14 protein-coding genes are annotated in these 12,204 nt (G+C 62.0%); 7 read left to right on the top strand and 7 right to left on the bottom strand.

The features are described 5' to 3' along the window. Nucleotides 1–70: 70 nt before the first annotated feature. The 3 genes from ASD50_RS02365 to ASD50_RS02355 all read right to left on the bottom strand — a co-directional run bounded on the left by ASD50_RS02365 (nt 71) and on the right by ASD50_RS02355 (nt 1,469). The gene (locus ASD50_RS02365; RefSeq protein ID WP_056235475.1) at nt 71–319 is read right to left on the bottom strand and encodes a helix-turn-helix domain-containing protein; all 249 of its coding nucleotides are present in this window, start codon (nt 317–319) and stop codon (nt 71–73) included. Between the two features lie 93 nt (nt 320–412). Further along, nucleotides 413–1,111: a phosphatase PAP2 family protein gene (locus ASD50_RS02360; protein ID WP_056235470.1), complete on the bottom strand. Its 699-nt coding sequence runs from the start codon at nt 1,109–1,111 to the stop codon at nt 413–415. Between the two features lie 19 nt (nt 1,112–1,130). Further along, nucleotides 1,131–1,469, bottom strand: a complete 339-nt coding sequence (locus ASD50_RS02355; protein WP_056235467.1) for a hypothetical protein — start codon at nt 1,467–1,469, stop codon at nt 1,131–1,133. 187 nt (nt 1,470–1,656) lie between these two features. Between ASD50_RS02355 and ASD50_RS02350 the strand changes: the two genes are divergently transcribed. Beyond that, the gene (locus tag ASD50_RS02350) at nt 1,657–3,660 is read left to right on the top strand and encodes a PhoX family protein (protein ID WP_056235464.1); all 2,004 of its coding nucleotides are present in this window, start codon (nt 1,657–1,659) and stop codon (nt 3,658–3,660) included. Nucleotides 3,661–3,714: 54 nt separating this feature from the next. Here ASD50_RS02350 and ASD50_RS02345 read toward each other — a convergent pair whose 3' ends face one another. Then, nucleotides 3,715–4,476: an ABC transporter permease gene (locus ASD50_RS02345; RefSeq protein ID WP_056235461.1), complete on the bottom strand. Its 762-nt coding sequence runs from the start codon at nt 4,474–4,476 to the stop codon at nt 3,715–3,717. Next, the gene (locus ASD50_RS02340) at nt 4,473–5,396 is read right to left on the bottom strand and encodes an ABC transporter ATP-binding protein (protein ID WP_056235458.1); all 924 of its coding nucleotides are present in this window, start codon (nt 5,394–5,396) and stop codon (nt 4,473–4,475) included. The genes ASD50_RS02345 and ASD50_RS02340 overlap by 4 nt, the downstream gene beginning before the upstream one ends. A 171-nt stretch (nt 5,397–5,567) precedes the next feature. On the opposite strand from ASD50_RS02340, the gene ASD50_RS02335 reads away from it, so the two are divergent. From ASD50_RS02335 to ASD50_RS02315, 5 genes are all read left to right on the top strand, one after another. After that, a complete protein-coding gene (locus ASD50_RS02335; protein WP_056235455.1) occupies nt 5,568–5,822 on the top strand; it encodes a PepSY domain-containing protein in 255 nt (84 codons plus the stop codon). Nucleotides 5,823–5,929: 107 nt separating this feature from the next. After that, the gene (locus ASD50_RS02330; RefSeq protein ID WP_056235453.1) at nt 5,930–7,291 is read left to right on the top strand and encodes a cytochrome ubiquinol oxidase subunit I; all 1,362 of its coding nucleotides are present in this window, start codon (nt 5,930–5,932) and stop codon (nt 7,289–7,291) included. 4 nt (nt 7,292–7,295) lie between these two features. Next, a complete protein-coding gene (locus ASD50_RS02325; protein WP_056235451.1) occupies nt 7,296–8,300 on the top strand; it encodes a cytochrome d ubiquinol oxidase subunit II in 1,005 nt (334 codons plus the stop codon). Nucleotides 8,301–8,598: 298 nt separating this feature from the next. Beyond that, the gene (locus ASD50_RS02320; RefSeq protein WP_056235448.1) at nt 8,599–9,708 is read left to right on the top strand and encodes a porin; all 1,110 of its coding nucleotides are present in this window, start codon (nt 8,599–8,601) and stop codon (nt 9,706–9,708) included. 219 nt (nt 9,709–9,927) lie between these two features. Then, entirely contained in the window at nt 9,928–10,239 is a 312-nt protein-coding gene (locus ASD50_RS02315) for a hypothetical protein (RefSeq protein ID WP_056235445.1), read from the top strand. 35 nt (nt 10,240–10,274) lie between these two features. Here the strand turns inward: ASD50_RS02315 and msrA are convergent, their stop codons facing one another. Further along, complete coding sequence (gene msrA, locus ASD50_RS02310) at nt 10,275–11,000, bottom strand: peptide-methionine (S)-S-oxide reductase MsrA (RefSeq protein ID WP_056235440.1); 726 nt, start codon at nt 10,998–11,000, stop codon at nt 10,275–10,277. Nucleotides 11,001–11,108: 108 nt separating this feature from the next. Then, entirely contained in the window at nt 11,109–11,408 is a 300-nt protein-coding gene (locus tag ASD50_RS02305; protein ID WP_056235638.1) for a hypothetical protein, read from the bottom strand. A 256-nt stretch (nt 11,409–11,664) separates the two neighbouring features. Here ASD50_RS02305 and ASD50_RS02295 point away from each other — a divergent pair, with 256 nt between their 5' ends. Then, nucleotides 11,665–12,204, top strand: a complete 540-nt coding sequence (locus ASD50_RS02295) for a sigma-70 family RNA polymerase sigma factor (RefSeq protein WP_056235433.1) — start codon at nt 11,665–11,667, stop codon at nt 12,202–12,204.

Below are 12,204 nucleotides of genomic sequence, written 5' to 3'. Positions count from 1 at the left end.
TTCGAGAAACGTCGGCGGCCGTTGTCGCGGCTTTGCGCAGACCCAATCCGGAAGGCCGGGGCCGAAAGGCTTAGCGGTTCTTGAGGCGCACGCCCCGGCCGCCGCGCTCGCTGGCCTGGTTCTCGCCGATCAGCTCCACCCCTGCCTCGTCGAGCGCCTGGATGACCTTCATCAGCGTGTCCACCACGCCGCGCACCACGCCTTCGCTGGCTTCCATCCTCTGGATGGTGGGCAGCGAAACCCCGGCCCGTTCGGCGAGCGTCTTCTGGTCGATTCCGGCCAGTGCCCGCGCCGCGCGCATCTGCGCTGCTGTGATCACCGGTCAGACCTCCCGTCTAAGTCTGCAATATGCATATATGATACAGTCATAGTGATGTGTCAAACATAAGTATGGATATATGATACGTTATAGCTACTCGTCGATCTCAGGCTCGCCCCGCCGCTGCAACAGGCGCGCCGCCAGCCACCACAGCATGGCCCAGGCGAAGCCCGCACACCAGCCTGCCAGCACGTCGGAAGGCCAGTGCACGCCGAGATAGATGCGCGAGACGCCGACCAGAAGCGTGATGAAGACCGCCAGCGACAGCACGTAGATCTTCGTCGTCCGCCCGTGCACCACGCGGCTCACAAGCGCTCCGAGCGTCAGGAAGACGAGGGCCGAGATCATGGCGTGGCCGCTTGGAAAAGACAGCGAGGTTTCCTGTGCCAGGTGCGAGACAAGTTCCGGGCGTGGCCGGTCGACGCCTGCCTTGAGCAGGCTTGAGAGCATCTGCCCGCTGGCAATCGAGGCGATCACGAACAGGGCAGTCGCGGGTCGCTTGATCAGGAACAGGTAGATTGCGGCAGCCGCCGTGATCAATGTCAGCACGCTGGCGCTCCCGAGCGCCGTGATGTCGCGCATCGCGCCCTGCAGCCATGCGGGGCCTATCGGCATTTCGGGGTGGCCGGGCACGCGGAAGAAGAGCAGGATTTCACTATCCAGCGAATGGGGCGACGTGTCGCGCGCCACCTCCATCAGTTCGAGAAATCCCCACATGCCGCCGGCAATGATGATGCCGGCGAGCAGCATCGGAAATTCCACTCGTTTGAGAACCGCCGCTATCCCGTTCATGCTGCCGTTTCCATGCCCATCATCGGCCCTGGAAATAGGGCCCGAGCGTGATCAGCGCCACCGCCACGATTGCCAGTGCGATGCCTGCCGCCTGCAACGAGGTCACGCGCTCGCTGAAAAAGGCCAGCGCAACGACATTGACCGCGACAAGCTGGATCGCTGCCGACAGCGAAAATGAAATCGACATGCCGAACTCCTTGATCAGCTTCAGCATGATCAGGTTGCCGAGCGAATACAGGATGAGCGTCAGCACGAGCTTGCCGAGGCTTGGCCCCAATGCCCAGTATTTCGCAACCGTAGCCGCCAGCAGGAATATCGCGGTCGACAGACCGAGCAGGAACATTCCCAACGCACTCATGGCTCGTTTCCCCCAGAATGGCACTTCAAGGCGTTGTTTCTGAACCGCATGGCGCGGTCAAGTCACCGCCCATTTGGCTTGTGGGGACAGCCGATTTTTGGTTCGCTGGTCATGAAACTGTGATCCGCCGCCGTTACCGGTTCGCCACTGTAGTGTTCCAGCCAATTTGAAAGCCAGAGGACAAGCCATGACCGGACAGACGGCGCACGAGGCGCAATTCCGCACCAGCCTGCTTGAGGAAAACGACGGGCCGGGCACCAATCCCACCGACAACCGCACCATGGGCGAGATCATTGCCGCCCGCTTTTCGCGCCGCGGTTTCCTGAAAGGCTCGCTTGCGGTTTCCGCGATTGCCGCGACCGTCAGCCCGCTGGCGCTCCTGACCGCTGAAAAGGCGCGTGCCGCCGGCGCGTCCGCCTTCACCTTCGATGAAGTCGAGGTCGGCATCGATGACAGGCACCATGTCGCCGCCGGCTACGATGCCGACGTTTTGCTGCGCTGGGGCGATCCGCTGTTTGCCGATGCGCCCGAGTTCGATCCCGCAAAGCAGAACGCCGAAGCCCAGGCCAGGCAGTTCGGCTACAACAACGACTATGTCGGCTTCATCCCGCTGGAAGGCTCGTCCGAGCACGGCCTCCTCGTCGTCAACCACGAATACACCAACCCGCATCTGATGTTCCCCGGCATCGTCACGGTTGGCGAGAAGGAAGGCAAGAAGGTGCTGGAGCAGGCGGCTCTCAGCAAGGAGCAGGTCGATATCGAGATCGCCGCGCACGGCGGCACCATCGTCGAGATCAGGAAGGACGGCGGCAAGTGGCAGGTCGTTCGCGACGGCAAGTTGAACCGCCGCATCACCGCCAACACCGAAATGCAGCTTTCCGGCCCCGTCGCCGGTAGCGACCGCGTCAAGACCAGCGCCGATCCGTCCGGCCTGAAGGTGTTCGGCACCATCAACAACTGCGCCGGCGGCGTGACCCCTTGGGGCACCTACGTCATGGCCGAGGAAAACATCCACGGCTATTTCTCGGGCGAATTGCCCGCCGATCACAAGGAAGCAAGCAACTACAAGCGCCTAGGCATTCCGGAAGGCTCCTACGAATGGGCCGCCCACTACGACCGTTTCGACCTTGCCAAGGAGCCCAACGAGGCCAACCGCTTCGGCTGGATCGTCGAGGTTGACGTCAACGACCCGACCTCCGCGCCGAAGAAGCGCACCGCGCTTGGCCGCTTCAAGCACGAAGGTGCTGAATCGATCGTCGCCAAGGACGGCCGCGTCGTCTTCTACCTCGGCGACGATGAGCGCTTCGACTACGTCTACAAGTTCGTCACCGCCGGCAAGTTCAACCCGGACGACCGCGCCGCCAACATGGACCTGCTCGACGAGGGCACGCTCTATACGGCCAAGTTCGCCGAGGACGGTTCGGTCGAATGGCTTCCGCTCACCTTCAACGAGGGTCCGCTGACGGCGGAAAACGGCTTTTCTTCGCAGGCAGATGTTCTGATCGAGACCCGCCGCGCCGCCGACCTGCTCGGCGCCACCAAGATGGATCGCCCCGAGGACATCCAGCCGAACGGCGTCACCGGCAAGGTCTACGTCATGCTGACCAACAACACCAAGCGCAAGGACGATCAGGTCGACGCAGCCAATCCGCGCGCCAAGAACGCCTTCGGCCACATCATCGAGATCATCGAGGACGGCGGCGACTTCACCGCCACCAAGGGCAAGTGGGAAGTGCTCCTGAAATGCGGCGACCCGTCGGTTGCCGAAGTCGGCGCGTCCTTCTCCACCGCCACCACCGCCAATGGCTGGTTCGGCATGCCGGACAACTGCGCCGTCGATTCAGCCGGCCGCCTGTGGGTCTCGACCGACGGCAACAACGCCAAGGACACCGGCCGCACCGACGGCCTTTGGGCGGTGGATACCGAAGGCGAGGCGCGCGCCACCTCGAAGCTGTTCTTCCGCGTGCCTGTCGGGGCGGAAATGTGCGGCCCGCTGTTCACGCCGGACGACGAGACCGCCTTTGTCGCCGTCCAGCATCCGGGCGATGGCGGCGAGGAGTGGGAAGGCTTTGGCCGCCCGTCCTACTACGAGGACCTTTCGACCCGCTGGCCGGACTTCAAGCCGGACATGCCGGTGCGTCCGGGCGTCGTTGTCATCACCAGGCAGGGCGGCGGCAAGATCGCCGTCTGACCGGTACTTGAGGGCAGGGCGGGCTTCGGCCCGCCCCAAACCCGCGGTCGGGAACTACGTCCTTAGCCGATAGCCCGTCTTGAATATCCAGCCCACCACCGCGATGCAGGCGAACAGGAAGGCGAGCGTCATGCCGAGGCTGACGCCGAGCGACACGTCCGCCGTGCCGAAGAAGCTCCAGCGGAAGCCGCTGATCAGGTAGACCACCGGATTGAACAGCGTGATCGTGCGCCAGATGCCCGGCAGCATGTCGATGGAATAGAACGATCCGCCAAGGAACGTCAGCGGCGTCACGATCAGAAGCGGCACCAGTTGCAGCTGCTCGAAGCTCTGCGCCCATATGCCGATGATGAAGCCGAACAGCGAAAACGTCACCGCTGTCAGCACGAGGAAGCAGAGCATCCAGAAAGGATGCTCGATGTGCAGCGGCACGAACAGCGAAGCGGTTGCAAGGATAATGAGCCCGATTGCCACCGACTTGGTTGCAGCCGCGCCGACATAGGCGGTGACGATCTCCAGATAGGACACCGGCGCCGACAAAAGCTCGAAAATCGTCCCGACGAATTTCGGGAAATAGATGCCGAACGAGGCGTTCGAAATCGACTGGGTCAGCAGCGACAGCATGATCAGTCCCGGCACGATGAACGCGCCGTAGCTTACCCCGCCGATCTCCGAGATGCGCGAGCCGATCGCCGCCCCGAACACCACGAAATAAAGCGAAGTCGAAATCACCGGCGAGACGACGCTCTGCAAAAGCGTGCGCATGGTGCGGGCCATCTCGACCCGGTAGATGGCCCAGATCGCGTGGCGGTTCATGAGTGCCTCACCAGGTTGACGAAGATTTCTTCGAGCGAACTGTTTTCGGTGTCGAGGTCGCGGAACTGGATGCCTGCGGCCTCGAGGTCGCGCAGCAGCGAGGCCACGCCCGGCCGCTCGCTCTGGTTGTCGTAGGTATAGGTCAGGGCCCCGCCATCGCCGGTCAGTTCAAGCGCGTATTTCGAAAGGGCTGCCGGTATCGCATCCAGCTTCTGGCGCAGTTCCAGCTTCATCACCTTGCGGCCGAGCTTGCGCATCAATTCGGTCTTGTCTTCGACCAGTATGATCTCGCCGTGATTGATGACGCCGACCCGGTCGGCCATCTCTTCGGCTTCCTCGATATAGTGCGTGGTCAAGATGATGGTCACGCCGCTTTCGCGCAGCCGGCGCACCATCGCCCACATGTCCTGCCGAAGCTCCACGTCGACGCCTGCCGTCGGCTCGTCGAGGAACAGGATTTGCGGTTCGTGCGCCAGCGCCTTGCCGATCATCACCCGGCGCTTCATGCCGCCCGACAGCGTCGTCACCTTGGCGTCGCGCTTGTCCCACAGCGACAGGTCCTTCAGTATCTGGTCGACCAGTTCGGGATTTGGCGGCTTGCCGAACAGGCCGCGGCTGAAGTTGAGCGTCGCCCGCACGGTTTCGAAGGCTTCCACCGTCAGTTCCTGCGGCACCAGCCCGATCAGGGAACGCGCTGCTCGATAGTCCGTGCCGATGTCATGGCCGTCCACCGTTACCGTGCCGCCGGAGCGGTTGACGATGCCGCACACGATCGAGATCAGTGTCGTCTTGCCCGCGCCGTTGGGGCCGAGCAGGGCGAAAATCTCGCCGCGCCTGATGTCGAGGTTGACTTCCTTCAGCGCCGTGAAGCCGGAAGCATAGGTTTTCGAGACGCCTGAAATCGAAATGATTGGCTGCATGGCAATGGCTTTGGATTGGAATGGATTTCTTTATCTGGTGCCTGAATGTCGGTGCGCGACGCATAAAGTCAACGCCACTCCTGACATCTCACGCCATTTCTTTCCTGGAACCGTTTGGCGCACGGCGAGTTATCACTTGTTTGGTCGTCTCAACCGAAGTCAGGGGCTCTCATGCTGAAGACCGTTTCCGCCGCCGTGGCGCTCTTGTTTCTTGCCGGCGCAGCCTATGCACAGGATCCTGATCGCGCACCACCTGCCGATGCCAGGAAGCTCTCCGAGATTGTTGCCAAGGTCGAACAGCGCGACGGCTTCCGTTACATCGACGATATCGAATGGGACGACGGAGCCTACGAGGTCACCTACTACACTACCGACAAGGCCAAGGTGGAAATCAGATTCGACCCGGTTACCGGCGATCCGAAATAGCAGCGGGTCCGGCTGCGACCTTCCGCCTCGCGTGACGCCGCGCCGCTTTGACGTCGCCATGGTGAACGCCTAACTTCTGCGTGGGAGAGCAGCCGGAGCCTTTGCCAATGGACCCGCTCATTCTGTCGCGTATCCAGTTCGGAGCGAATATTTCGTTCCACATCCTGTTTCCCACCATCACCATCGCCCTTGGCTGGGTGCTTCTCTTCTTCAAGCTGCGCTACAACGCCACCGGCGACACCGCATGGATGCGGGCCTACTTCACCTGGGTAAAGGTGTTTGCGCTCTCCTTTGCGCTCGGCGTCGTCACTGGCGTCACCATGAGCTTCCAGTTCGGCACCAACTGGCCAGGCTACATGGAAACGGTCGGCAACATCGCCGGCCCCTTGCTCGCCTACGAGATCCTCACCGCCTTTTTCCTTGAAGCCGCCTTCCTCGGCATCATGCTGTTCGGCTTCCGCCGCGTGCCGAACCGCATCCATACCCTTGCCACGGTCCTCGTCGCCGGCGGCACCACCGTCTCGGCCTTCTGGATCATTGCGCTCAATTCCTGGATGCAGACGCCGACCGGCTTCGAGATGCGCGATGGCGTGGCGCATGCCGTCGACTGGTGGGCAATCGTCTTCAACCCCTCGATGCCCTATCGGCTGACCCATATGCTGATCGCTTCGGGCCTCACCGTCTCTTTCCTCATTTCCGGCTTCACGGCGCTGCGCTATCTCGCTGGCGACCGTTCCGATTCCATGTGGAAGGCGCTGCGTACCGGGACCTATCTCGCTGCTGTCCTGATCCCGGTGCAGATTTTCGTCGGCGACCAGCATGGCCTCAATACACTGGAGCATCAGCCGGCCAAGATCGCCGCCATGGAAGCCAACTGGCACACCGGGCCGAACGTGCCGCTTGTCCTGTTCGCCATCCCGGATGAGAAGGCGAAGGAAAATCGCTTCGAGATAACTGTGCCCAATGGCGCCAGCCTCATCCTCAATCACAGCGCGGACGGCGTGGTCCCCGGCCTCGATCAGTTCGAAGGCAACCACCCGCCGGTCTTCCCGGTATTCTGGGGTTTCCGCATCATGGTCGGCACCGGCCTTTTGATGCTCGCCGTTTCGTGGTCCGCCGCCTTTTTCCTGCGCCGCCGCCGCAGCCTGCCGAAACCCTTGGCGCTCCTCATGGTGCCGATGGCCTTGTCGGGCTGGGTCGCCACCCTGGCCGGTTGGTACACAACCGAAATCGGCCGCCAGCCGTGGCTGGTAACCGGCATCCTCAAGACCGCCGATGCCGTCGGTCCTGTCGCTGGAAGCCACGTAGCGCTCACCTTGGCCGTCTATCTCGTCCTCTATGCGCTGCTGCTCGTCACCTATCTCGGCGTGCTGGTGCATCTTGCCTTGAAGGCGGCAAAGGATGGCGACACCTCGCCCTTGCCGGGCGTCCTTAACGCCCCGCTCTCACAACCGGCGGCAGGAGAGTAAAATCATGACCCTCGACTGGCCCACTCTTCTCCCATTGATTTTCGCCGGCCTCATGGGCCTTGCGATCCTTATCTATGTCGTGCTCGACGGCTTCGATCTTGGCATCGGCATCCTGTTCAACTTCGCCGACGATGCCGAAAAGGACACCATGATCGCTGCCATCGGCCCCTTCTGGGATGCCAACGAAACCTGGCTTGTGTTGGCGGTCGGCCTGCTGCTCGTGGCCTTCCCGCTGGCGCATAGCGTGATCCTGACCGCGCTCTATTTGCCCACCTTCCTGCTGCTTGTCGGCCTGATCCTGCGCGGGGTCGCCTTCGATTTCCGCGCCAAGGTGCCTGCCGGGCGCAAGCATCGCTGGAACCGCATCTTCTTCGCCGGTTCGCTTATCGCTTCTCTGGCGCAGGGCTATATGCTCGGCGTCTATGTGCTCGGTCTCGACAGCGGCCTTGCGGCGATGGCCTTCGGCGCGTTGGTGGCGCTTTGCCTCGCTGCCTCCTATGCCGCGATGGGCGCGGCCTGGCTGATCTACAAGACCGAAGGCGCCTTGCAGCAGAAGGCGGTGCGCTGGCTGCGCTCGACACTTGTCCTGACCGTGCTCGGCATGGCTGCTGTCTCGTTGGCCACGCCCTTTGCCAGCACCCGCATCTTCGACAAGTGGTTCGTCTGGCCGCAGATGCTTTATCTGTCGCCGCTGCCCATCCTGTCTGCATTGCTGTTTGTCTGGCTGTGGCGGCAGACCTTCCATCTGCCCAAGGAAAACGACCGCCATTCCATCGTGCCGTTCCTGACGCTTGCCGCCATCTTCGCGCTCGGCTTTGCCGGCCTCGCCTGGTCGTTCTATCCCTTCGTGGTGCCGGACAGGCTGACCATCTGGCAGGCGGCCTCGGCCCCGGAAAGCCTGGCCGTCATACTCGTCGGCACGGTATTCGTGCTCCCGATCATCATCGCCTATTCGTTTTATTCCTATCGCGTCTTCGGCGGCAAAGCCGGCGACCTGACCTACGACTAGAACCCTTCGTCGCCGGCAGAATGTTTCCGTCTGTCGATGAAAGGCTCTAGCGGGGCGATCGGATGTTAACGAATGGTTTCCGGCGCATCGTCCCGACCGCTTCAAATGTGACATTTGTGCTACGCTCGGAGCGGAAGTGTCTTCTAAACCCTTCCGTTTCCAGTCAAGTTTCACAATCCTGATTGTCAACTGGCGCAGCTTGGCAGAAGGATGGGCGAAGTGAAGGCACGAATCGGAGAGGGGTCTCCGTCTGCGGCAATCGCAGTCCTGGTCTCTGCCTTCTGACTGGAGAATTCGGATGAACATCAAGAGCGTCCTTTTCGGTTCCGCTGCGGCTCTGATCGCAGTTTCCTCGGCCCATGCAGCCGACGCCGTCGTCGTGGCTGAGCCGGAACCTGCGGAATACGTCAAGATTTGCGACGTCTATGGCGCTGGCTACTTCTACATCCCCGGCACCGAGACCTGCCTGCGCGTCGGCGGCTACGTTCGCTACGACATCGGCGTGGGTGACCGCGAAGGCGTGCAAAATGTGACAGATGTCAGGAGTGGCGGGCTGAACGACACCTATTGGAAGCAGGGCCGTTTCGCTCTGATGACGTGGACGGGTTCCGAAACCGAACTCGGTACGTTGAAGACCTATACGGAGACCCGCTTCAACTTCGGCAACACGCCCGGCGACTATGATCCGGCTGTTGTCGATCCTGCGGATGCTGACAATTGGCAGGCGCGCAACTCGGAATGGTCGCTTAACTTCGCATGGATCCAGCTCGGCGGCCTCCGCATCGGTAAGGATGAATCGGCATTCGACACCTTTGTCGGCTATGCCGGCGGCGTCATCGACGACACGCTCGTTCCCTACGGCGATTTCGATACCAACCTGATTAGCTACTACTTCGACGGCGGCAATGGCTTCACCGGCGTGGTTTCGCTGGAAGAAGGTTCGGGTGACGAGTCGATCGACAGCTACGTCCCGCACGTCGTTCTCGGCGCCAAGTACGAACAGGGCTGGGGCGCTGTCTCCGCTGTTGGCGCTTACAACAGCAACTGGGAAGAATGGGCCGGCAAGGTTCGCCTCGACGTGAACGCTGGCGATAGCCTGACCCTGTTCATCATGGGCGGCTACGGCACCGACGACAACACCGCTGTCAATTTCTACAAGGCGTGGGACGGCAACTGGGCTGTCTGGGGCGGTGGCACCTACACCGTCAACGACAAGACCACTTTGAACGCCCAGCTCTCCTATGACGAAGGCGAGACCTTCGGCCTCGCGGCCAACGTGGCTTACGAGGTCGTGTCCGGCCTGACCGTCACGGCGGAAGTCGACTACTACAACAAGTCGACCACCGACGTACGCCCGGTTTCGGAAGACGGCATCGGCGGCATCCTCCGCTTCGAGCGCGCTTTCTGATCTGACATTCGGGGCTGATCCCCTAGGAACACCTCAAAAACGCCCCGCTGCCACATGGCTGCGGGGCGTTTCTCTTTTGGCGCCTTGTCAGGCTGCGGCACGGTTTACCATACCGTCAGCTTGGCTGACCGCTGACCGCAGCTTTGGGTAAAAAGGCTGCGGTCTTTCCTCGATATGGGCTGAGAGCCTTGGCTGATGGATAGAACATGGTTCACCGGTATGCTGCCCCTCGTGGCGATCCTGCTCGCGATATGCATTCCGGTCGTGATCGAAAGATACTGGTTCAAAAAGCGCGGCGGTCTGTTCCAGCTCCTGTTCTGGACATTTGTCGCGCAGTGTTCCGCAATTGCGCTGGGCCTGTTGATTGTGAATTTGTTCGGAGCGGACTCGATGCCCGGCCGGATCGGTCAGGCTTTGGGAGGCATCGGCTTCATTGCCATTGGCATCGTCCCGTTTGTCCTGCTGCCCGCGGCCATAGTCGCGGCGCTGGCGGTACTGGGGTGGGGATGGCTCAGGCACAAGCGCGCCTGAACCCGATAGGGCGTGTCTGGCAGGCGTTCTAGACGTCAGCTCTTTTTAGCGGCCATGACCAGCACCGGCTTGTCGCTGTAGAGCGTCGGGAACAGTGCCTTGAGGTTTTCCACCTTCGGCAGGTCGTTGTAGACGATGTAGGGGTAGGTCGGGTTCAACTGGAGGAAATCCTGGTGATAGTCCTCGGCGGGATAGAACGCCTTGCCGCTTTCAAGCGTTGTCACGATCGGCTTGTCAAACAGCTTGGCCTTGTCGAGTTGGGCGATGTAGCTCTGCGCGATCTTTTCCTGTTCGGCGTTTTCCGTGAAAACCGTTGAACGATACTGCGTTCCACGGTCCGGTCCTTGGTAGTTGAGCTGCGTCGGATTGTGCGCCACCGAGAAATAGACCTGGAGCAACTGGCCGTAAGTGACCTTGGACGCGTCGTAGGTGATCTCGACCGATTCCGCATGTCCGGTGCGCCCACTGCCAACCGTCTCGTAGACCGCGTCGTCGGCACTGCCGCCGGCATAGCCCGACACGGCGCTCGTCACCCCCTTCACGTGCTGGAACACCCCTTGCACGCCCCAGAAGCAGCCACCAGCGAACACGGCCTTTTCCAGTCCTGGTTTTGCCTGTTCGTCGAGCGCAGGCGGTGGGATTACCACGGCATCCTCCGCCGCACTTGCTGGCGCCTGCCATAGCGCAATCGCACTCAGCGCAAGCAATCCCGCCATCAGGCTCCGGTTGCACCGGGAGGAACGTTTCGTCGGATTGGTCATGCGGTATCTCCTTCAGCTAGGAGTTTCGGACGGAGCGCTCGCGTTTGCCGCAAAGCATAGAACGGAACGCTCCGCCATGCGTCTCACAACTGCGTGCGTGTTGACTGCTCAGTTCGAACTTGCCGGCTTCATGGCATCCGTGCTCATCGCGTCGCCCTTCATCGCCATGCCGTCGCAGGCCTTCATCGCCTCGTCCTTCTTCATGGCGTCGGTTTCCATGCCGGCCTTTTCCATGCAGTCGGCCTTCATCGCATCCGCCGCCATCGGGTCGGCAGGCTTCATGCTGTCGGTGGCCATGCTGTCCGTGGCTGGCTTCATCGCGTCTTCGGCGAAAGCCGGCCCGCCTGCGAACAGGAAGACCGAGGCAACTGCAAAGCCGATCGTCGATAATGAGGTTATGCGTGTCATGTCTTTCTCCCGTGGCCGGTGCGGCTGCCTGCCGCCCATGGATGGTGTTGCGACGCCGCCGCGCGGCCACCGCAGGCCAGGCCATCGCCAACTTGCTGGCAAGGCCGGGTCCTGCTCGTATTTCGCCGGACGGCGGCAAATGTTACGCTCGCGCCACGACACGCTTTCGTGATCGGCCGGCGGTTTACTTCGACAAATTCGCCCAGCACGTAACAACGATGGCCCTGCCGGCGAATAGCATTGTAGGAAGCGCTTATTGACCAGACCCGACGACGCCGAGCTTGCCGGATTGCTCAGGGCCGCGATGGCCGGCGACGAGCGGGCCTACCAGCGTTTCCTGTCGATGGTAGCGCTGCGTGTGCGCGCGCTGGCAAGGCGGCTGACCGCACCGGGCGGCGGGGTAGAGGCGGAAGACATCGTGCAGGATACGTTGCTGGCCATCCATCTGAAACGGCACACCTGGCGTCAGGACGAGCCCGTCCTGCCGTGGATATTCGCCATCGCCCGCTTCAAGGCCATCGACGCCTTCCGCCGGCGCGGCCGCAGGGTCGAGCTCGATATCGCCGACTTCTCCGACACGCTTGCCGCACCGGAAAGCGAGGCAATCAGCCAGCGCGACCTTGGCCGCGCGCTCGATACGCTGTCGCCCTCGCAAAAGGCCGTCGTCGCTTCCGTATCGGTCGAGGGCCAGTCCATAGCCGAGACGGCGGATGCGCTCGGCATGACCAACACCGCCGTGCGCGTGGCGCTTCACCGCGGCCTTGCCGCAATTGCCCGGCGCTTCGGGGAGCGATGA

This window comes from Mesorhizobium sp. Root552, from assembly GCF_001427285.1.
Taxonomy (GTDB): Bacteria; Pseudomonadota; Alphaproteobacteria; order Rhizobiales; family Rhizobiaceae; genus Mesorhizobium.
This window is presented reverse-complemented; position numbering and strand designations above follow the sequence as displayed.